This is a genomic window from Cryobacterium sp. Hz7, from assembly GCF_004402815.1.
Taxonomy (GTDB): domain Bacteria; phylum Actinomycetota; class Actinomycetes; order Actinomycetales; family Microbacteriaceae; genus Cryobacterium; species Cryobacterium sandaracinum.
In genome coordinates this window covers 1-21760 of the sequence record NZ_SOFB01000004.1, presented here as the reverse complement: position 1 = coordinate 21760, position 21760 = coordinate 1, and the positions used below count along the sequence as shown (strand labels likewise).

Annotated in this window: 14 protein-coding genes and 1 rRNA gene; 12 read left to right on the top strand and 3 right to left on the bottom strand. The window is 67.9% G+C overall.

The annotated features are described in order from the left end of the window. Positions 1-63: 63 nt before the first annotated feature. From E3N86_RS00525 to E3N86_RS00505, 5 genes are all read left to right on the top strand, one after another. On the top strand, positions 64-1101 hold the full coding sequence (locus tag E3N86_RS00525; RefSeq protein ID WP_104100102.1) for an ABC transporter permease: 1038 nt from the start codon (positions 64-66) through the stop codon (positions 1099-1101). Positions 1102-1283: 182 nt separating this feature from the next. Continuing rightward, positions 1284-2354 (top strand): low specificity L-threonine aldolase, encoded by a 1071-nt coding sequence (locus E3N86_RS00520; RefSeq protein WP_233191259.1) that lies wholly within the window; start codon positions 1284-1286, stop codon positions 2352-2354. Further along, complete coding sequence (locus tag E3N86_RS00515) at positions 2351-4042, top strand: long-chain-fatty-acid--CoA ligase (RefSeq protein ID WP_134374842.1); 1692 nt, start codon at positions 2351-2353, stop codon at positions 4040-4042. The genes E3N86_RS00520 and E3N86_RS00515 overlap by 4 nt, the downstream gene beginning before the upstream one ends. A 186-nt stretch (positions 4043-4228) precedes the next feature. Next, a complete protein-coding gene (locus E3N86_RS00510) occupies positions 4229-4903 on the top strand; it encodes a nitroreductase family protein (protein WP_134511101.1) in 675 nt (224 codons plus the stop codon). Then, positions 4900-6396, top strand: a complete 1497-nt coding sequence (locus E3N86_RS00505) for an NAD(P)/FAD-dependent oxidoreductase (RefSeq protein WP_134511100.1) — start codon at positions 4900-4902, stop codon at positions 6394-6396. Before E3N86_RS00510 ends, E3N86_RS00505 begins: the two co-directional genes overlap by 4 nt. On the opposite strand, the gene E3N86_RS00500 is transcribed toward E3N86_RS00505, so the two are convergent. After that, positions 6374-7420 (bottom strand): zinc-dependent alcohol dehydrogenase family protein, encoded by a 1047-nt coding sequence (locus tag E3N86_RS00500; protein WP_134419850.1) that lies wholly within the window; start codon positions 7418-7420, stop codon positions 6374-6376. The two genes, E3N86_RS00505 and E3N86_RS00500, sit on opposite strands and share 23 nt — an antisense overlap. 105 nt (positions 7421-7525) lie before the next feature. After that, positions 7526-9715, bottom strand: coding sequence for an ATP-dependent Clp protease ATP-binding subunit (locus E3N86_RS00495; protein WP_134343196.1), 2190 nt, complete (start codon positions 9713-9715; stop codon positions 7526-7528). A gap of 240 nt (positions 9716-9955) precedes the next feature. Here E3N86_RS00495 and E3N86_RS00490 point away from each other — a divergent pair, with 240 nt between their 5' ends. The 7 genes from E3N86_RS00490 (at position 9956) to E3N86_RS00460 (ending at position 21019) form a co-directional block, all read left to right on the top strand. Next, positions 9956-11386, top strand: a complete 1431-nt coding sequence (locus E3N86_RS00490; RefSeq protein ID WP_104100040.1) for an aminobutyraldehyde dehydrogenase — start codon at positions 9956-9958, stop codon at positions 11384-11386. Positions 11387-11453: 67 nt separating this feature from the next. Beyond that, a complete protein-coding gene (locus E3N86_RS00485; RefSeq protein ID WP_134374850.1) occupies positions 11454-13427 on the top strand; it encodes a primary-amine oxidase in 1974 nt (657 codons plus the stop codon). A 36-nt stretch (positions 13428-13463) separates the two neighbouring features. After that, on the top strand, positions 13464-14351 hold the full coding sequence (locus E3N86_RS00480; RefSeq protein ID WP_241980894.1) for a universal stress protein: 888 nt from the start codon (positions 13464-13466) through the stop codon (positions 14349-14351). Positions 14352-14366: 15 nt separating this feature from the next. After that, positions 14367-15920, top strand: coding sequence for an APC family permease (locus E3N86_RS00475; RefSeq protein WP_134511099.1), 1554 nt, complete (start codon positions 14367-14369; stop codon positions 15918-15920). Between the two features lie 63 nt (positions 15921-15983). After that, the gene (locus tag E3N86_RS00470) at positions 15984-19289 is read left to right on the top strand and encodes a DEAD/DEAH box helicase (RefSeq protein WP_166784958.1); all 3306 of its coding nucleotides are present in this window, start codon (positions 15984-15986) and stop codon (positions 19287-19289) included. Positions 19290-19427: 138 nt separating this feature from the next. Beyond that, entirely contained in the window at positions 19428-20312 is an 885-nt protein-coding gene (locus E3N86_RS00465; protein ID WP_134374856.1) for a fructose-bisphosphatase class II family protein, read from the top strand. A 95-nt stretch (positions 20313-20407) separates the two neighbouring features. Beyond that, entirely contained in the window at positions 20408-21019 is a 612-nt protein-coding gene (locus tag E3N86_RS00460) for a histidine phosphatase family protein (RefSeq protein ID WP_134374858.1), read from the top strand. 453 nt (positions 21020-21472) lie between these two features. Here the strand turns inward: E3N86_RS00460 and rrf are convergent. Next, a 5S ribosomal RNA gene (gene rrf / locus E3N86_RS00455) occupies positions 21473-21589 on the bottom strand. Between the last annotated feature and the right edge of the window lie 171 nt (positions 21590-21760).

Sequence of the window (21760 nt, the reverse complement as noted above, 5' to 3'; positions counted from 1 at the left end):
CGCCCCCGGTATCCGGCGCCGAGCTTCGCCCGGAGTGTGTGGCTTGTCGCGACCCGCGAGATCATGGCCCGGCTGCGCAGCAAGGCCTTCCTGATCTCAACCGGCATCCTGCTGCTCATCTCGGTCGGTTCCGTCGTCGCCGGCAGCATTGCGAGTCAGAACCTGACCATGCCGAAGGTGGCCGTCGTGGGGTCCGCCGCTCAGGTCGTCGAGCAGACCGAGTCGTTCACGATGGTGAAGGCCGATGACATCGGCGCTGCCGAGTCCCTGGTGCGGGACGGCACCGTCTCCGCGGCGGTCGTTCCGTCCACCCGGGCGGATGCCCTGCTCGGCGTGCGCGTCATCGCCCTCGACTCCCCGCCGGTGGGTGTGCTCGCGGCCCTGAGCGTCACCCCCGCGGTGAGCCTGCTCGAGCCGACATCGCGGCAGAGCGGTGGCCTCGTCTACCTCGTCTCCCTGGGCTTCGGGCTGGTCTTCTTCATGTCGGCGATCACGTTCGGCTCGACCATCGCGCAGAGCGTCGTCGAGGAGAAGCAGACCCGGGTCGTCGAGATCCTGATGACCACCATCCCGGTGCGCGCCCTGCTCGGCGGCAAGGTGGTGGGCAACAGCATCATGGCCTTCGGGCAGATCGTGGCGATCGGCCTGCTGGTGGCGATCGGCATGGCCACGACCGGCCAGTTCGGGTTGCTGGGCACCGTGGGGCCGTCGATCGTCTGGTTCGCCGTGTTCTTCGCGTTCGGCTTCGTCATGCTTGCGGCGCTGTTCGCCGCGACCGCGTCGATGGTCTCCCGCCAGGAAGACGTGGGCTCGGCCACCTCGCCCGTGCTGTTCCTCGTGATGATTCCCTATTTTCTGGTGATCTTTTTCAACGACAACCCCACCGTGCTCGCCGTCATGTCCTACATCCCGTTCTCGGCCCCGGTCGGCATGCCGATGCGCATCTTCCTCGGCACGGCCGCCTGGTGGGAGCCGCTGCTCTCGCTGGCCATCCTGCTCGCCTCGACGGCCGTGGTCATCCTGCTGGGCTCCCGCATCTACTCGAACTCCCTGCTGCGGATGGGCGCCCGCGTTACGTTGCGCCAGGCCCTGCGCGGCTGACCTGCCGCCCCGCCAGCCCGATCCCGGCCCCGAACCTGAACCCTGCCCCGAACCAATTCGACGGTGATTTTGCTCCCACGGGCCGGTTTCGACCCGAAATCGCCGTTTCAACGCAAAATCTCCGTCGAATTCGCACACCGAGCGCACAGAAGCGGAGCAGACGGATGCGCGAAGATGGAGGGGTGACTCAACTCCATGACCTTTCTTCGCGCGGGTTCGCATCCGACAACTACTCCGGGGTGCACCCCGAGATTCTCGAGGCGATCGTCGCCGCCAACGGCGCGCACCAGATCGCCTACGGCGAAGACGTCTACACTGCCCGGCTGCAGCAGGTCTTCACCGAACACTTCGGCGCGGGCGTCGAAGCCTTCCCGGTCTTCAACGGTACCGGCGCCAATGTGATCGGCCTGCAGTCGATGCTGCCGCGCTGGGGCGCCGTGATCTGCGCATCCACCGCTCATATCAACACGGATGAGGCGGGCGCCCCCGAAAAGGTGGCCGGCATCAAGCTCCTCACCGTCGACACCCCCGACGGCAAACTCACTCCCGCACTGATCGACCAGCAGGCCTGGGGCTGGGGCGACGAACACCGCGCCCAACCGCTCGTGGTGTCGATCACCCAGACCACCGAGCTCGGCACCGCGTACACGGTCGACGAGGTGCGGGCCATCGCCGACCACGCACACGCCCACGGCATGAAGCTGCACATGGACGGCGCCCGCCTGTCCAACGCCGCCACCTCGCTGGGCCTGCCATTCCGCACCTTCACCCGTGACGCCGGCGTCGACGTGCTCAGCTTCGGCGGCACCAAGAACGGCATGATGTACGGCGAGTGCGTCGTGGTCCTGAACCCTGAGGCATCCGCGGGCCTGCTCTACCTGCGCAAACTGAACATGCAGCTGGCCTCGAAGATGCGCTTCATCTCGGCCCAGCTGATCGCGCTGCTCGGCGGCGACCTCTGGCAGCGAAACGCCGGCCACGCCAACGCCATGGCCACACGGATGCGCCACGCCCTCGAGACCGGTATCGCCGCCGGCGAGATCGAGGGCTTGTCCTTCACCCAGAACACTCAGGCCAACGCGATCTTCGCGATCCTGCCCCCCGGCGTGGCCGATCGCCTGCGCGGGCACTTCCGGTTCTACGATTGGGACCCCGCGACCAACGAGGTGCGCTGGATGTGCGGCTTCGACACCGAGGAGGCCGACATCGACGCATTCGTCGCGGCCCTGATCAGAGAACTGGCCGCCCGATGAACGTCTTCGAGAATAAACCCTGGCTCGGCTCCTACGCCCCCGGCGTTCCGAGTACCATCCAGGAACCGACCGACACGCTCTCCGACATGATCGAGACCTCGGCGCGCCGGTTCGGCCCCAGCGTGGCCCTCGATTTCTTCGGCGCCACCACCACCTACGCCGAGCTCGGCGAGCAGATCTCTCGGGCCGCAAACGGCCTCCTGCGCCTCGGCGTCAAACCCGGCGACCGGGTGGCCCTTGTGCTGCCGAACTGCCCTCAGCACGTGGTGGCTTTCTACGCCGTGCTACGCCTGGGCGCGATCGTCGTCGAGCACAACCCGCTCTACACCGAACGCGAACTCCGACACCAGTTCGAAGACCACGGCGCCCGCGTCGCCATCGTTTGGGACAAGATCTACCAGACCGTCACCGATTTCCCCGCCGACCTCGGCCTGCGCACCGTGATCGCGGTGAACCTGACGGAAGCGATGCCGCTCGCCAAGCGGCTCCTGCTCAAGCTGCCGATCGCTAAAGCCCGCGAGTCGCGAGACGCCCTGACCTCGGGCCCGCTGGGCAAGGATGCCTTCACCTGGTCCGGCATCGTCGGCTCACGCAAGCTGCGCCCCGGCCACCCGCGCCCGAAGGTCACCGACACCGCCGCGCTCCAATACACCAGCGGCACCACCGGCACCCCGAAGGGTGCCATCCTCAGCCACTTCAACCTGCGCTCGAACGCCCTGCAGGGCGAGGCCTGGGTGCAGGGGCTGCGCCCTGGCGAGGAGGTCTTCTACGCGGTCCTGCCCATGTTCCACGCCTACGGCCTGACCCTCTGTCTGACGTTCGCGATGGCCACCGGCGCCCGGCTCGTGCTGTTCCCCAAGTTCGACGAGGGACTGCTGCTCGATGCGGCCCGGCGCACCCCACCCACATTCATGCCGGCCGTCCCGCCGATCTACGACCGGCTCGTGAAGGCCGCGACGGCGAAGAATGTAAGCCTGCGCAGCATCCGTTACGCCATCTCGGGCGCGATGAGCCTGCCGGTGTCGATCGTGGAACGCTGGGAGGCCGCCACCGGCGGGCTGTTGGTCGAGGGCTACGGCATGACCGAGGCCTCGCCGATCGCCGTCGGCAACCCGATGGGCCCGAGCCGGCGCCCCGGCACGGTGGGCGTGCCGTTCCCGAGCACCGAGATCCGCGTGGTGGACCCGGACGACCCGACCGTGAACCGCGGGATCGAAGAGGAAGGTGAGCTACTCATCCGTGGCCCACAGGTCTCTTCCGGCTACTGGGACCAGCCGACCGAGACCGCCAAGACGCTTCTCGACGGAGGCTGGCTGCGCACCGGCGACATCGTCCGCGTCTCCTCCGACGGCTTCGTCACGGTCGTCGACCGTATCAAAGAACTCATCATCACCGGCGGCTTCAATGTGGCGCCCTCCGAGGTCGAGGCCGCTCTTTTGTCGCATCCGGATGTCGCCGACGCCGCCGTCGTCGGGCTGCCGAGCGCGAACGGCGGCGAAGACGTCGCCGCCGCCGTCGTGTTGGCGGCGGGGGCCACCCTCGACGTCGACGCCATCCGCACGTATTGCCGCACCCGGCTCTCCGCCTACAAGGTGCCCCGCACCGTCGTGGAGGTCGACGAGCTGCCCCGGTCGCTGATCGGCAAGGTGCTGCGCCGCGAGGTGCGAGCCGGCTTGATCAAGGAGTAGCCGCGAGAGCGGGTAGAGCGTCGGTTTCGACGCCGCATTCCGACGCTTACCCGCTCGTGAGATGCTTCGGCGATGCGTATACCGCAGCGGCAGGTCGTAGCGGAATAGTGTGCCGCCGCCCGCGTTGGAGTGGATGGGTCAGCGTTGCCCCGCCATCCCAGCCAGACTCCGGCAAAAGATGGGCCTATGAACCTCATCACCAAAACCCTCAGCCGCGCCGCCCACACGGCGTCGCTCCTCCTCCCCGTGCTCGCCGGGCGCTGGAGTCCCCGCGGCTTCTACCCGACGGCCCTCGTCGACGAAGCCACTCTGACCACCGTGCTCGAAGCCGCCCGTTGGGCTCCCTCGGCCAGCAACATGCAGCCGGCCCGCTTCATCGTCGCCCGCCGCGGCTCGGACAGCTTCGCGAAAATCCATGAGACGCTGATGGGCTTCAACAAGGCGGGGGCGGATGCCGCCACCGTGCTGATCGTCAACGTCGCCACCCTGCCGATCGACGTGACCCGCGAGAACCCGTGGGCCCGCTACGACCTGGGTCAGGCCGTCGCCTATCTGACGATCCAGGCCCAGCACGAGGGACTGCACACCCACCAGCTCGGCGGCTTCGACGGCACCGCCCTCGGCGTGCTCGGCGACGTCTCCCTGCTCTCCCCCGAGCTACTCGAACGCGAGTCCGCCCCGCGCACCCGCAAGCCTCTCGTCGAGCTTCTCCTGGTCAACGACTGGTCAACGACCAGCAGCAAGAGCCCGCCCCGACACAGTAACTCCACAGCCCCGTCAGGTAAAAACATGATTCAACTATTTTTCCCGGCAACGCGCCCGGCTGCCCCCAGCAGTGAACACCGGTGGAGACCACGATGACCGAACACACCCCAAATCACTTTGATGTCGTCATCATCGGCGCGGGGCCGGCGGGAACGGCCGCGGCGCTCCGTGGCGCCGAACTGGGAGCCCGGGTCGCCGTGGCGGAGGCCGACCAGCTCGGCGGGACCTGCGTGAACACGGGGTGCGTGCCGACGAGGGTGCTCGCCAAGGCGGCGCGCCTGATGCGCGAGGTGCGCGCGGCAGATACCTACGGGATCGTAGTCAACGACCCCGTCATCGACTGGGCCACCATGGGAGACCGGGTGCAGTCGCGGGTGAACAAGGTGCGCTCGATCAAGAGCGAGGCCGAGAGGTTCGCGGCCGCCGGAATCGAACTGGTTCTGGAAGGTCGGGCGCGATTCATCGACCCGCATTCCGTGGTCCTGGACACCGGCCGCATCCTCACCGCCGCCACGTTCCTGGTCTGCGTCGGCGGGCATTCTCGGCGACTCGCCGTGCCGGGGGCGCACTTGGCGACGGTCCCGGAAGACATTCTGAAGCTGCCGTCGCTACCCCGACGGGTAGCCGTGATCGGCGCCGGAAACACCGGCGCCCAGTTGGTCACGGTGTTCAACTCCTTCGGCTCCGACGTGACCGTGCTCGATGTGGCACCGCGCATCCTGATGGCGTCGGATTCCGACATCTCCGCCACGGTCTCGGCGGCGTTCCGCGAGCAGGGCGTGGCCGTGCACACGGGCATTGAAGCGGTGACGGCGATCGAGCCGGACGCCGACGGAACCCTCACCCTGTCCTGGCGCGAAAAAGGAACGGAACAGTCTTCCGCCTTCGACGCCGTCATTATGTCCACCGGTTGGCCGGCGGATGTCGACGACCTCGGGCTCGACCGGGCTGGCATCACCATCGAACGTTCCGCCATCCCGGTGGACCAGTACTTCCGGAGTGTCGTGCCCCATATTTTCGCGGTCGGCGACGCGAACGGCAAGGACATGCTCGTACAGGCGGCCCAATTCGAGGGCGAGGCCGCGGCCGAGAACGCGGTGCTGGGCGCCAATCGCAGAACGCCGCACCACCTGCTCCCGGCCGGCGGTTTCACCGACCCCGACTACGCGGGCGTGGGCTTCACCGAGGAGGAGGCCAGGGCTCGCGACCCGCACTGCGTCGTCGCGACAGTGCCCTACGCCGAACTCGACCGCGCTGTGATCGACGGCCGGGAACCTGGCTTCCTCAAGTTGATCGCCGACCGGCGGCGGGAGCTGATCCTCGGCGCCCATGCCACCGGGGAGAACGCGGTCGAAGTGATCCAATCCGTGACGACGGCGATGGCCGCCGGCGTCGACGTCGCCACTCTGGCCCGGGTGCGCTTCGCCTACCCCACCTACAGTGCCGTCATCGGCCTCACGGCCCGTCGACTACTGCTGGAAGCGCCGAAGCCGGCCGCGGTGATCCTGCCCGTCGCGGTGATCGAGCCCGTCGAGATCTCCCTCCCGACACGTGTGATCTCCGTGCCTACGGGAGCAGCATCACCTTGATGGCGCGGCGCTCGTCCATGGCGGCGTAGGCCTCGGCAACCTCGGCCAGCGGCAGCTGCAGGTCGAACACGCGGCCGGGGTTGATGGCACCCGAGAGCACTTCCGGCAGCAACTCTTCGACGTAGCCGCGCACGGATGCGACGCCGCCGTTCAGGCCCACGTTCCGCCCGAACAGTGGGCTAACCTCGATCGGTCCGCCGGTGGGCACGCCCACGTAGCCGACCATTCCGCCGGGACGGGCCGACGCGATGGCCTGCTCCATCGACTCCTTGGTGCCGACGCACTCGAGCACGCAGTCCGCGCCGATGCCGTCGAACAGCTCACGGATGCGGGCCACGCCGGCCTCGCCGCGCTCCTCGACGATCTCGGTCGCGCCGAACTCGCGGGCCACGATCTGCCGTTCGGGGTGACGCGACATGGCCACGATCCGGGAGGCCCCGAGCCGCTTGGCCGCGATGATGGCGCAGAGGCCGACCGCGCCGTCGCCGACGACGACGACCGTGCTGCCCGCGGTCACACCGGCGGAGACCGCGGCGTGGTGGCCGGTGCCCATGACGTCAGCGAGGGTCAGGAGACCGGGAACCTGGGCATCGGTGGGCACGGTCGGCGTCGCAACGAGCGACCCGTCGGCGTGCGGCACGCGCACTTTCTCGCCCTGGGCGCCGTCGGCGAAGCCGCCGAGCTGGTCGTCCGAGCCCCACCAGCCGCCGTTCAGGCAGGAGGTGCTGGTGCCGTTCTGGCAGTTGATGCACGTGTTATCGCAGTCGTAGAACGGCGCGATGACGAAGTCGCCGACCTTGACCCGGCTGACGTCGGCGCCGATTTCCTCGACGATGCCGACGAACTCGTGGCCGATTCGTTTCGGCTCCTCGGTGGGATGGATGCCGCGGTAGGGCCAGAGATCTGAGCCGCAGACGCAGGCTGCGACGACGCGCACGATGGCGTCACCGCCGGTGGAGAGAATCGGATCGGATACTTCTTCGAGGCGGATGTCCCGTTCCCCGTAAATCACTGTTGCACGCATGCTTCGACCCTATGCCAGCCCCCCTGACCGTCACCGGGGCAGGGGGCCCGTTCCGTCGTATTCCCGCCGAATTCCGCTAAACGCGAAATCCGGCGACGGACAGAACTACAGCAGCGCGTCGTCGTCGAGGTCGGCCGGGTCCACGACCAGCAACGGGGCGGATGCGACGCTGAGCGATTCCCCGTCCGGCGCCAGGTCCACCCGCACCGTCTCGCCGTCCCGCACGGCGCCCGACAGGATCGCGGTCGCCAACCTGTCGTCGATCTCGGTCTGCATCAACCGCCGCAGCGGGCGCGCACCGTAGATCGGGTCATAGCCGCGTTCCGCCAGCCAGGTGCGGGCATCCGGGGTCACGCCCAGCTCAAGCCGCCGCTCGATCAGCCGCTTTTCCAACCGGTCAACGAGCAGCCCGACGATCTGGCCGAGGTCCTCCATCGACAGCGATTCGAACACGACGATGTCGTCGAGACGGTTGACGAACTCGGGCTTGAACGTCTTGCGCACGAGTGCCTGCACGGCCGCCTCCTTCTCGTCCCGGCTGAGCACCGGGTCGATCAGGAACGCCGACCCGAGGTTCGAGGTCAGCACCAGGATCGTGTTGCGGAAGTCCACGGTGCGGCCCTGGCCATCCGTGAGCCGGCCGTCGTCGAGCACCTGCAGCAAGACATCGAAGACCTCCGGATGCGCCTTCTCCACCTCGTCGAACAAAATCACCGAATACGGGCGGCGGCGCACGGCCTCGGTCAGCTGCCCGCCCTGCTCGTAGCCGATATAGCCGGGAGGAGCCCCGACCAGACGGGACACGGAAAACTTTTCCCCGTACTCGCTCATGTCGATGCGCACCATCGCCTTTTCGTCGTCGAAGAGGAACTCGGCGAGCGCCTTCGCCAGCTCCGTCTTGCCCACGCCGGTCGGCCCGAGGAAGAGGAACGAACCGGTCGGCCGGTCCGGGTCGGAGATGCCGGCCCGGCTGCGGCGCACGGCGTCGGCGACCGCGCGCACGGCCTGCTTCTGCCCGACCAAGCGGTGCCCGAGCTCACCCTCGAGGTTCAGCAGCTTCTCCGTCTCGCCCTGCAGCAGCCGCCCTACCGGGATGCCGGTCCACATCGCGACCACGGCGGCGATGTCCTCCGCGGTGACCTGGTCACCGACCATCCGCGGCCCATCCTGCTCGGTCTGCTCCGCTTCGGCGAGTTCCCGTTCGATCACCGGGATGTCGCCGTAGAGCAGCCTGGACGCCTTCTCCAGGTTGCCCTCGCGCTCGGCCACCTCGGCCTGGCTGCGGGTGCTCACCAAGCGCTTCCTCAGATCGCCGATCCGGTTGAGCGAGGAACGCTCCTTGTCCCAGCGGTCCTGCAGCTCAGCAAGGGCCACCGTGTATTCGGCAAGGTCAGCACGCAACTTCCCCAGGCGAGCCTTAGAGGCGTCGTCCTTCTCTTTTTTCAGCGCAAGCTCTTCCAACTCCAGCCTCTGCACCCTGCGACGCAGTTCGTCGATTTCCACGGGAGCGGAGTCGATCTCCATCCGCAGCCGGCTGGCCGCCTCGTCGATCAGGTCGATGGCCTTGTCCGGCAGCTGGCGGGCGGTGATGTACCGGTTGGAGAGGGAGACCGCGGCCACCAGCGCCGAGTCCGCGATCGACACCTTATGGTGGGCCTCGTAGCGCTCCTTGAGCCCGCGCAGGATGGCCACAGTGTCTTCCGCACTGGGCTCGTCGACCAGCACCGGTTGGAACCGGCGCTCGAGGGCGGCATCCTTCTCGATGAATTCGCGGTACTCGTTGAGCGTGGTCGCACCGATCAGGCGCAACTCGCCGCGGGCGAGCATGGGCTTGAGCATGTTGGAGGCCGCCACGGACCCTTCGCCGCCGCCGGCACCCATCAGGGTGTGCAGCTCGTCGACGAAGGTAATGATCTGCCCCTGCGCGTCGTTGATTTCCTTGAGCACGGCCTTGAGCCGCTCCTCGAACTCGCCGCGATACTTGGCCCCCGCCACCAGGGCCGCCAGGTCGAGGGAGACCAGCTGCTTGCCCTTGAGGGAGTCGGCCACATCGCCGGCCACGATGCGCTGGGCCAGTCCCTCCACAACGGCGGTCTTGCCCACGCCGGGTTCACCGATCAGCACCGGGTTGTTCTTGGTGCGGCGGGTGAGTACCTGACTGACCCGCCGAATCTCCGCGTCCCGCCCGATCACCGGGTCAAGCTTGCCGGTCCGGGCGATCTCGGTGAGGTTGACACCGTACTGCTCCAACGCCGTCTTCGCTTCTTCCTGGGGCGGTTGCTGACCTGCTTGCATCGGAAGATCCTCTCTCGGGCCGGCCGCTCTCGTCGCAGGTCGGCAAAAAGCTGAGCCTGTTGGACTCAAGTTTAGGGGACATCGAGAAAACGCGCCAGCGGTCCGAAGACAACTCGGCGGTGCTACGGCGGCAGCCCCATCACGACCCAGTTTTCATCCGGGTATCCGAATTCCTCTGTCGGATGCCATACTTACCGAACAAAAGACCCGTTTCTACACTCAGCGCAGAGGATCAGGCCCGTGGCCACCCCCACCCTTAAAAACTTCATCAACGGCCGCTTTGTCACTCCCTCCGGCACCGAGCTGCTCGACATCGTCGATCCCACAACGGGACGCCGGGTTGCCCGGGCCCCGGTCTCCACCGCGGCCGACGTCGACGACGCGATGACCGCCGCGAAGACCGCCTTCCGCACCTGGGGCCGCACCACTCCCGCCGAGCGGCAGCGCGCGCTGCTGCGCCTCGCCGACGCGATCGATGCCGAGAGCGACGCCATCGTGGAGGCCCAGCACCGCAACACGGGCCAACCTCGCGCCACGATCGCCGTTGACGAGGTCGCGGCCGGCGCCGATCAGCTGCGCTTCTTCGCCGGTGCCGCCCGACTGCTCGAGGGCAAGTCCGCCGGTGAATATCTGCCCGGCATGACCTCCTGGGTACGCCGCGAACCGATCGGCGTGGTCGGGCAGGTCACCCCGTGGAACTTCCCCTTCCTGATGGCCATCTGGAAGATCGGCCCCGCGCTGGCGGCCGGCAACACCCTCGTGCTCAAGCCCAGCGACACCACCCCGGAGTCGACCCTCGAACTCGCCCGGATCAGCCAGGGCATCCTCCCCGACGGCGTGATGAACATCGTGCTCGGCAACGGCGGCACCGGGGCCGCGATCGTCGAGCATCCGGTACCCGGCCTGGTCTCGATCACTGGCAGCGTGCGGGCCGGTATGGCCGTCGCCGCCGGCGCCGCGAAGACGCTCAAGCGGGCCCATCTCGAGCTCGGCGGCAAGGCGCCGGCCCTGGTCTTCGCCGGCGTCGACGTCAGCGTGACCGCCGCCGCCATCGCCGACTTCTCCTTCTATAACGCCGGGCAGGACTGCACGGCCATCACGCGAGTGCTCGTGCACGAGTCCATCCATGACGAGTTCGTCGACGCACTCGTCGCCGAGGCCCGCAGCCGCACTACCGGGTCGGCCGACGACGCCGACAACTACTTCGGGCCGCTCAACAACGTCAACCATTTCGGCGACGTCTCGCGCAAGGTCGCGGCCCTGCCCGACCACGCTGTCATTGCCACCGGCGGACACCAGGTCGGCACCGAGGGCTTCTTTTTCGAGCCCACAGTCGTCACTCAGGTGCGCCAAACGGATGCGATCGTGCAGGAGGAAACGTTCGGCCCGGTGATCACGGTGCAGCCCTTCACGTCGGAGGAGCACGCGGTCACGCTCGCGAACGATGTCAACTACGCGCTCGCCTCCAGCGTGTGGACCCTCGACCACGCCACGGCCATGCGGGTCTCCCGCGACCTCGACTTCGGCGCGGTGTGGATCAACACCCATCTCCTGCTGACCGCCGAGATGCCACACGGCGGTTTCAAGCAGTCCGGATACGGCAAAGACCTGTCGATGTACGGCGTCGAGGACTACACCCGGATCAAGCACGTGATGAGCGCGCTGGAATAAACACGGGTCTCGACAGGCTCGACCACCGCCAGGATCGACCACCGCCAACGAGAACAGAGGCCCCTCGATGACTTTCCACCCGCTCGACCCGCTCTCCGCCGCTGAGTTCACCTCCGCCGTCGCCATCCTCGCCCGCGAGCGCGGCGTCGCCGACGGGTGGCGGTTCACCTCGATCGAGCTGGTCGAGCCGCCCCGGAGCGCCGTCGCCGAGTTCACAGCTACCAGCGCGGTTCCCGACCGACGCGCACGGCTGGTTGTGCTCCACCGCGCCGAGAACACCACCTGGGTGGGCGTCGTCTCGCTCACGACCGACGCCCTGCTCGAGTGGGAAACGGTGCCGGGGATGCAGGCGAACTTCACCGTCGACGAGTGGGAGGAAGCCGACGCCGCCCTTCGCGCCCACCCCGATGTGATCGCCACTCTCGCCCGCCGGGGCATCACCGACCTCGACCTGGTCTTCATCGACACCTGGACCTACGGCGACGCGGTAATCCCCGACCGGTATCGCGGCCGCCGCCTGGGCTGGTCAGACGTCTGGGTCCGGGCGTCCACCGACGCCAACCCCTACGCGGGACCGGTCAGCGGCCTGCACTTCGTGCTCGACGTCAACACCATGGAACTGCTCGAGGTGGAGGACTCGTTCACGGTCGAACCGCCGGCGGGAATGGGCGAATACGTGCCGCACCTGGTGCCCCGGCGCATCCGGGATCGAAGCCCGCGCCCGCCGCTCACCCCGCTCGACATCGGGCAGCCCGACGGCCCGAGCTTCACGCTCGACGGCAACCTGATCGAGTGGCAGAACTGGTCGCTCCGGGTGGGCTTCAACTACCGCGAGGGCATGACCCTGCATACCGTGGGCTACCGGGACGGCGGCCGGGTGCGGCCCATCGCCAACCGGTTGTCGTTCGCGGAGATGGTCGTGCCCTACCGCGACCCCAGCGTCGACCATTTCCGTCGCACCGCCTTCGACATCGGCGAGTGGGGCCTCGGCTTCATGACCACCTCGCTCGAGCTCGGCTGCGACTGCCTCGGCGAAATCCGCTACCTCGATGCCGTGCTGCACAACAGCAAGGGCGAGCCGTACAGCATCCCGAACGCGTTCTGCATCCACGAGGAAGACAACGCGGTGCTCTGGAAGCACGTCGACCACAACGGCAGTGCCGAGGTGCGCCGGATGCGCCGGCTCGTCGTGTCCTTCCACGTCACGGTAGCGAACTACGAGTACCTCGTCTATTGGCGCTTCTACCAGGACGGCAACATGGAATGCGAGGTGCGCGCCACCGGGATCATGGTGGTGACGCACCTCGACGAGGGCCAGCCGCACCCCAACGGAACCCTGGTCGACACGCGCACCTACGCGCCGTTCCACCAGCACTTCATCGTGGCCCGGATGGACCTCGACGTCGACGGCCGCGAGAACACGGTGTTCCGCACCGAGACGCAGGCCGAGCCGATCAGCGCCGCAAACCCGCTCGGCCTCGCGATCACCCAGCTGAACACCCCGATCGAGACCGAGGGGTTCGACGACTACAACTGGGACACCCAACGGGCCTGGAAGGTCGTGAACGAGAACTCGCTCAACGGCCTCGGCACCCCCATGTCCTACAAGCTGGTGCCCGGCGGAGCCATCCCGTCCTTCTTCGACCAGGCGGCGCCTGCCCTCCAACGCGCCCAGGTGATCGGGCACACGGTCTGGGTCACCCCGAACGACGAGTCCGAACGCTGGCCGTGCGGCGAGTTCGTCAACCAGAGCGCGGTCGACCACGGCCTGCCCGAGTGGATCCAGGCTCGCCGGCCGGTGCGGAACGCCGATATCGTGCTCTGGTACGTCTTCGGTATCCACCACATCACCCGACCGGAAGAGTGGCCGATCATGCCGGTCGACACCGTGTCGTTCTGGCTCAAGCCGGTCGGCTTCTTCGACCGCAATCCGTCGCTCGACGTGGAACGCAGCCCGGCGCACTGTGCGCCGGGCGAGCACGCCGAGCATGACCATGAACATGACCAGCCCGCCCATAATCCACAGCACTATGACCACTGAGTGCGACACCCGTCGCGAACCGAGGGAGAAACCAGCGTGACCCGAGTAGCCAACTACGTCATCGCATACGAAGCGACCGAACGGGGCAATGACACCGTCGAGCTGGGTGTCGCGCTGGCGCGCCTGACCCGCTCCGAGCTGCGTCTGTGTCTTGTGCTTCCGCATCATTCATCCACCGTCACGGCCCGGGTCGGTGCTTCCACCTCCCCCGACTACCAGGCTCTGCTCGAGGAGCAGGCCCTCGAATGGCTGGAACAGGGCAAGGCCCTGGTTCCCGATGACGTGGTCGCCACCACGCATCTCTTCTACGCCGACTCCACCACGGAAGGGCTGCTCCAGGCCGCTCGCGCGTTCGACTCGGACCGCATCGTCGTCGGGGCCTCACGCCGCGGCCTGATGAACCGATTCACGATCGGCAGCGTGGCCAACGCGCTCCTGCACGCCTCGCCGGCGCCCGTCGCCCTCGCGCCCCGCGGCTACAAGGCTCCCGCACAGCTGACCCGGATCACCTGCGCCATCGGCACCCGGCCGGGCTGGAAGACGCTGCTCGACTCACTGGTGGCCTTCTCGGCGGACCTCACGGTCGACCTGCGTTTCGTCACGCTCGTGGAGGTCGACGCCGGTCGTCGGCACCCGGTCGACGAGAGCGAGAGCCAGGCCCACCTCGACGGCGTCCTGGAGTACTTCCAGAGTCGGTCGAAGGCGCGCGGCACCATCACCACCGAGGTCGCGTCCGGGCACACCGTCGAGGCCGCCGTCGAGGCCCTCGACTGGCAGCCGTCCGAAATCGCCTTCGTCGGCTCCAGCCGGCTGGCTCAGCCCACCACGATTTTCCTCGGCATCACCGCGCACCGCATGCTGCACGCGCTCCCCGTTCCCCTCATCGTGGTCCCCACCGGCACTGACGCCCGTAAGCCGCACTGACCCTAAGGACAGTCCATGACTAGCCAACATCCCTCCTCGGGCTCCACGCCCGGCACCTCCACCCTCACCGGCGGCCTTTCCGAGAAGGGCCTCAGCGCTGGCTCCATCGGGCTTCTCGGCGCCACGGTCATCGGCATCTCGTGCATCGCGCCGGCGTACACCCTGACGGCCTCCCTCGGCCCGACGGTCGCGGCCGTCGGCACCCAGATGCCGGGCATCTTCCTGGTCGGGTTCATCCCCATGCTGCTGGTGGCGCTCGGCTACCGCGAGCTCAACAACGCCATGCCGGATGCCGGCACCTCCTTCACGTGGGCCACCCGCGCCTTCGGGCCGTGGCTCGGCTGGATGGGCGGCTGGGGTCTGATCGTCGCGACGGTGGTCGTGCTCTCCAACCTCGCCGGAGTCGCCGTCGACTTCTTCTATCTGATGCTCGCCCAGCTTCTCGGCAACCCGAGCCTCGCCGACCTGACGAACAATGTTGTGATCAACGTGCTCACCTGTCTGGTGTTCATGGTGGCGGCCTGTTATGTCTCGTACCGCGGCATGGAGACCACGAAGGCCGTGCAGTACGTGCTCGTGGCCTTCCAGCTGATCGTGCTGGTCTGGTTCAGCGTCGCCGCCCTGCTGCGGGTCGTAGAAGGCACCGCCTTCGATGCCCTTGCGTTCAGCGCCGACTGGTTCAACCCGTTCCTCGCCCCTTCGTTCTCGGCCTTCGCGGCCGGGGTCTCGCTCTCGATCTTCATCTTCTGGGGCTGGGACGTCACCCTGACCATGAACGAGGAGACCAAGAACCCGAAGACAACCCCCGGGCGTGCGGCGACGTTGACCGTGGGCATCATCTTCGCGCTCTACATCCTCGTGGCGGTCGCCGCCCTGATGTTCTCCGGCATCGGCGCCGGCGAATTCGGACTCGGCAATGAGGAGATCCAGGGCAACGTGTTCGCCGCCCTCGCCGGACCGGTGATGGGTCCCTTCGCCATCCTGATGTCGCTGGCCGTGTTGTCCAGCTCGGCCGCGTCGCTGCAGTCGACCTTCGTCGGGCCGGCACGCACCATGCTATCGATGGGCCACTACAAAGCGTTCCCGAAGCGGTTCGCCTCAATCAGCCCGCGCTACAAGTCCCCGGCCTTCGCCACCGTAATGGCAGGAATCGTGGCCTGGGGCTTCTACGCGATCATGCGCGTGCTCAGCACCGATGTGCTCACCGACACGATCCTGACCCTGGGCATGATGATCTGCTTCTACTACGGGGTCACCGCGTTTGCCTGCGTCTGGTATTTCCGCGACTCGCTGAACGGGCCCCGGGCCATCCTGCTCAAACTCCTGGCGCCGCTGATCGGCGGGGTCATCCTGCTGGTCATCTTCGCAACCACTCTCTACGACAGCATGAACCCCGACTACGGCAGCGGATCGAACATCGGCGGGGTCGGGCTCGTGTTCATCCTCGCGATGGTGCTGTTCATCGGCGGCCTCGTGCTGATGCTGATCCAGCGCAGCGTCAACCCTGCCTTCTTCCAGGGAAAGACGTTGACGAAGGGGTCCTCGAAGGAACACGGGCACGTCGAGTAGCCCCCTGATGCGCCCGGCCGGGCACGGCCGGCCGGGCTGGGGCATGGAAGAATGGTTCCCGCCATGGCCCACACGTTCAGCTCCCACGACATCGCGCTCCTTGTGGGCAGCCAGGCGTTCTCACGCGGCGAACGCTACGCCCGCAACGGCCACGTTGATGCCGAGACCTGGTTCGGCTCGAACACCCAGCTCTTCGGCATGGTGCGCGGTTCTCACCCGACGCCCTATTCGGTGACCGTCTCGTTCACCCTTGATTCCGCCGGCGCCGCGGTGCGGGCATCCGGCGTCTGCACCTGCCCGATGAAGCGCAACTGCAAGCATGTCGCCGCGCTGCTGATCGCGAGCCAGGGCGGCGCCGTGGGCCGCAGCCTCGGCGGAGTGCCGGGTGCCCCCGCCACCGCCCTGGGCCGCGAGCCCGGGTCGGCCGTCGGCACCGCCGGGTTCTCCGCACGGGCAGCGTGGCGAAGTACGCTGGCTCCTCTGGCGCGACCGGATTCCGCGCCGTCCGCAGACACCCGCCTCGCCCTCCAGTTCCAACTTCTCGCTCCCGAGCACGGGCGTTTCGCCAGTCAGCCGGGGCTGCGCCGGCTGGCGGCGCGGCCCGTGATGATGGGCAAGCAGGGCAAGTGGATCCGGGGCAGCGTCACCTGGGAGAACCTGACCACCGACGGGTCGCTCGACCGCGGCCAGCTGCGGGTGCTCTCGGCGCTCTACGCGCTGCAGTTCGCGGCCCGCCCGTACTACGCCACCTCCACCCAGTGGATTCCGGTCGACGCTTTCCCCGACCGAGCGCTCTGGGACCTGCTCGACGACGCGGCGAACGCCGGGCTCCCCCTGGTCTCCGCCACGGCGCAGCAGGATCCCGTGCTCGTCTCGCCCGTTCCTGCGTGCCTCGAGCTGGACATCCGTCGTGTGTCCGACGGCCTCACGCTGCGCCCCGTCCTGCTGCTGGGCGACGAGCCGCAGGCGCGCGGCACGTTCGGGTTCATCGGCAACCCCGCCCACGGCGTCTACACCTGGGCGGGCCAGTCCGGCAGCGATTCCCCGCAGATCACCCTCGCCCCGCTGTCGGGCGAGATCAGCCGGGAGCTGCGGGCCATGGCGGCCTCCGACACCATCGCGGTGCCCGGCGCGGACGAGGCCGACTTCCTGGCCGAGTTCTACCCGTTCCTTCGACACCGGGTCACCGTGACCAGCCGGGACGAGTCGTTCGCCCTGCCCGAGACCCCGCAGCCCGTGCTGGCCCTGACCGTCACGCACCAGATGGATGCCCGCATCACCCTGCACTGGGTGTGGCACTACCCGGAATACCACCAGCCACTCCGCCCGGTGCCGGACGATGACAGGTTTCGCGACGGCACCCGGGAGGGGCAGATCCTGCACGACGTGCAGGCGCTCCTCACCTCCGTGCCGGCCCTGGTAGGGCAGCAGAGCGGCCTGCCGGTACTGATCGAGCGCGCCACCCTGGCCGGCACCGCCATGCTCGGCTTCCTCGACTCCGTGGTGCCGACCCTGGCGGCCGCAGACCATGTCACCGTGCTGGTCGCCGGCGATGCCCCCGACTACCGCCAGGCCGACGAGGCGCCGGTGATCACCGTGGGCACCACCGAACGCCCGGATGACCGGGACTGGTTCGACCTGCAGGTGGCCGTCAGCATCGACGGCGAGGAGATCCCGTTCGACAGCCTGTTCCGGGCCCTGGCGGTCGGTCAGCAGCTGATGATCCTGCCCAGCGGCACCTGGTTCAATCTAGACCGCCCCGAACTGCACACGCTCCGCCGGCTGATCGAGGAGGCCCGAGGGCTGCAGGACGCCGGCGCCGAGTCCCTGGGGATCAGCCCGTTCCAGGCCGACCTCTGGGAGGAGCTGCAGTCCCTCGGGGTCGTCGCCGGCCAGGCGGCCGCGTGGCGCGACACCGTGTCAGGGCTCACCGACGTCGCCCAAATTCCGGAACAGCCGCTGCCGGCCGGGGTCGACGCCACCCTGCGCGGCTATCAGCAGGCCGGTTTCGAGTGGGTGAGCTTTCTCTACGACCATCAACTGGGAGGCATCCTCGCCGACGACATGGGCCTCGGCAAGACCCTGCAGGCCATCGCCCTGATGGAACGCGTGCGGGAGCAGCCGGGGCAGAGTGCGCCGTTCCTGGTCGTGGCACCCACCAGCGTGGTCTCCAACTGGGCGGCCGAGTGCGCCCGATTCGCGCCCGGCCTGCGGGTGGCCGCGATCACCGAGACCGCCGGCAAGCGCAGCAGCACTCTGGCCTCGCTGCACGCCGGCGCGGACGTCGTCGTCACCTCGTACACGCTATTCCGGCTGGACTTCGGCGACTACGAGGCCCTGGCCTGGTCCGGGCTGCTGCTCGACGAAGCCCAGTTCGTCAAGAACCGCAAGTCCCGCGCCCACCAGTGCGCCCGCCGCCTGGCCACCCCGTTCAAGCTCGCGATCACGGGCACGCCGCTGGAGAACAACCTGATGGAGTTCTGGTCGCTGCTCTCAATCACGGCACCGGGACTGTTCCCCAGCCCCGGCCGCTTCGGCGACTACTACCAGAAACCGATCGAGAAGGATGCCGACGGCGACCGTCTCGACCAGCTGCGCCGCCGCATCCGCCCGTTCATGCTGCGCCGCACGAAGGAGCAGGTGGCCGGCGACCTGCCCACCAAGCAGGAGCAGGTGCTTGAGCTCACGCTGCACCCGAAGCACCGCGCGGTCTACGACACCCACCTGCAGCGGGAACGGCAGAAGGTGCTCGGCCTGATCGACGACATGAACTCCAACCGTTTCGAGATCTTCCGCTCGCTCACCATGCTGCGCCAACTCAGCCTCGATGCCAGCCTCTACGACACGAAGTACGACGACATCCCGTCGACCAAGCTCGACGTGCTCCTCGAACTGCTGGAGGACGTCGTCGCCGGCGGGCATCGCACTCTCATTTTCAGCCAGTTCACAAAGTACCTGGGCAAGGCCCGCGCACGCCTCGACGCCGCGGGCATCAGCTATTCCTACCTCGACGGCAAGACCCGCAACCGGGCGCAGGTGATCGAGAGCTTCAAGGCCGGCGACAATTCGGTCTTCCTGATCAGTCTCAAGGCCGGCGGGTTCGGCCTGAACCTGACCGAGGCCGACTACGCCATCCTGCTCGACCCGTGGTGGAACCCGGCCACCGAGGCGCAGGCCGTGGACCGCATGCACCGGATCGGCCAGACGAAGAACGTCTTCGTCTACCGCCTGGTCTCCCGGGACACGATCGAGGAAAAGGTGATGGCCCTCAAGGCCACGAAGGCCCGCCTCTTCGAGAGCGTGATGACGGATGGCGCCGCGCGCGGGACCGCCCTGACGGCCGCCGACATCCGTGAGCTGCTCGCTTAGCCCACGCACCGGTACCCGCCCGCTGAGTCGCCCGCGCTGAGTCGCCCGCGCTGTCGCCCGCACGAGTGCCCGCCCCGGGCACGCGAGTAGGCTTCCAGCTGCCGGTCACAAGACCGCCGTCCCAGCAAGAGGTAGCCCATGCCGCAGCACCGCCCGTTCGCTCCCCTGCCCGAATCCACCGTGATCGGAGCCGAGGGCTGGCCGGCCGGGCTGGTCGCCGCCGTGCGCGCGTCGACCGAGGCGGCGGCACGCGCCACACTGCCCTGGGTGGGTCGCGGCGACAAGATCAACGCCGACCAGGCGGCCGTCGCCGCCATGCGTGCCGTTCTCCTGACCGCGCCTTTTCGCGGAACCGTGGTGATAGGCGAGGGCGAGAAGGACCAGGCCCCCATGCTTGCCAACGGGGAGCAGCTCGGCACGGGGAACGGACCGGACTGCGACATCGCAGTCGACCCGCTCGACGGCACGACCCTCGTCGCCCGGAACCTGCCCGGGGCGGTGTGCGTGATCGCCATCTCCCCCCGAGGCACGATGTTCGATCCCGCCGGTGTCTTCTACATGGAGAAGCTCATCTCAGGCCCAGCCGGTCACGGCGTGCTCGACCTGCACGCCTCCGCCACCCGCAACCTCCGTGCGTTCTCGCTCGCCAGCGGCATCCCCGAGACCGCGCTCACCGTCGCTGTGCTCGACAAACCGCGCCACGTCGAACTCATCCGCGAACTCGGGTGCGCCGGAGCACGCGTGCTCCGCACGGCCGAGGGTGACGTCTCCACGGCCATCGCCGCCGCATCGACGGATGCCGCGGTCGACCTCTCGATGGGAATCGGCGGTACCCCGGAAGGCGTCATCGCGGCCTGCGCCGTGCGCGCCCTCGGCGGCGTGATGCTCGGGCGGATGGCCCCGCAGAGTGAGCCCGAAGAGCGCGGCGCCCGGGCCGCGGGCCTCGACCTCACCCGCATCTACGACGCAGCAGACCTGGTGGCGAGCAAGCACGTGCTTTTCGCGTCGTCCCCGGTCACCTGAGCCTCCGCGCTCTGCTCCAAAAGTCGATCCGCCGATGTTCGACCCGGTCGAGACCCGATTCATCTCCCGACCTCAGCCCGAGGCAGAATAGAACGGTGAGTTCCACAACTACCTTTGCCCTGATCCGCCACGGCCAGACCGACTGGAATGCCGCTCTGCGTATCCAGGGCCACTCCGACATCCCGCTCAATGACACCGGGCGTGGCCAGGCAGCGGATGCCGTCGGCCACCTGGCCGCACAGGAGTGGGACTTCGTCGTCTCCTCACCGCTCAGCCGCGCAGCCGAGACGGCCGATCTCATCGCCCGGGGCCTCGGCCTGACCGTCACCGGTCGCATCCCAGGGATCGTCGAGCGCAACTACGGTCCCGCCGAGGGACTGGGCGCAGGCCCCGAGCTGGACGCGCTCCGCGTCCCCGGCGGCCCCACCGGAATCGGCGGCTTCCACGGCGCCGAAACCGAGGCCAGTGTCGCCGACCGCGGAGTCGAGGCCCTGCAGCTGCTGGCCCGCAACCACCCGGGTGCCCGCATCATCGTCGTCAGCCACGGAACACTGATCCGACTGACGCTGATGCAGGCGCTCGAGAAGCCCGTCGACACGATCAGGAACGCCTCCCTCAACGTGGTCGTCCATGACAAGGCCGGCTGGACCCTCGACATCCTCAACGGCGAGCCCGTCCCCGCCGGCAACCTCCTCCCCATCAACTAGCAGCGGCCGGTCCCGCACCCCGCATGACTGCACCCGGAACGGGCCTACTCACCCTCGCTTAGCGACGGCAGGCCCCCTCGCGCGGGTGGCCCTCTGTCGTCGGTGCAGGGGTGCTCGCCCTCGCACCAGGGCCCGTGTGTGTGTGGCTAACTCAGGACTACTGTTGCCCGCAGTAGACGGCCGCCGCGGGTTAGTGCGGCATTGGTGCGGATGCCCGGCACGGCCCGGCTGGATCTCCTGAGTTGGCCACGACCGCTGCTGGATGTGCGCCGCGGGGTGGGGGTGGTGCGCGCTTGGTTTGTGTGGGTTCGGCTGGTGTACCGCGGGGTCGTGTGCGCCGGTGAACGGTTGGGGCGGGGCTGTTGCCTTCGGAGGGCCATCGGGGCGGGGCGGTGGTGGTTAACGCACAATGGCCACCCGTTGGGGTGGCCATTGTGTGTGTTGCTACGTTGAGTCCGGCGGTGTCCTACTCTCCCACAGGGTCCCCCCTGCAGTACCATCGGCGCTGAGAGTCTTAGCTTCCGGGTTCGGAATGTGACCGGGCGTTTCCCTCTCGCTATAGCCGCCGAAACATCTTTCGATGAATCGAATCTATATTTTTTAGTTATAGAGCCCTCAGTGTTTATGAGTCACCGTGGGGCGTTGTTCTCGACCGTACATCGAGAACCACATAGTGGACGCTTGCAGCTTATTCAAACTGGTGTGTTATCAAATTATTGGCTTATTAGTACCGGTCAGCTC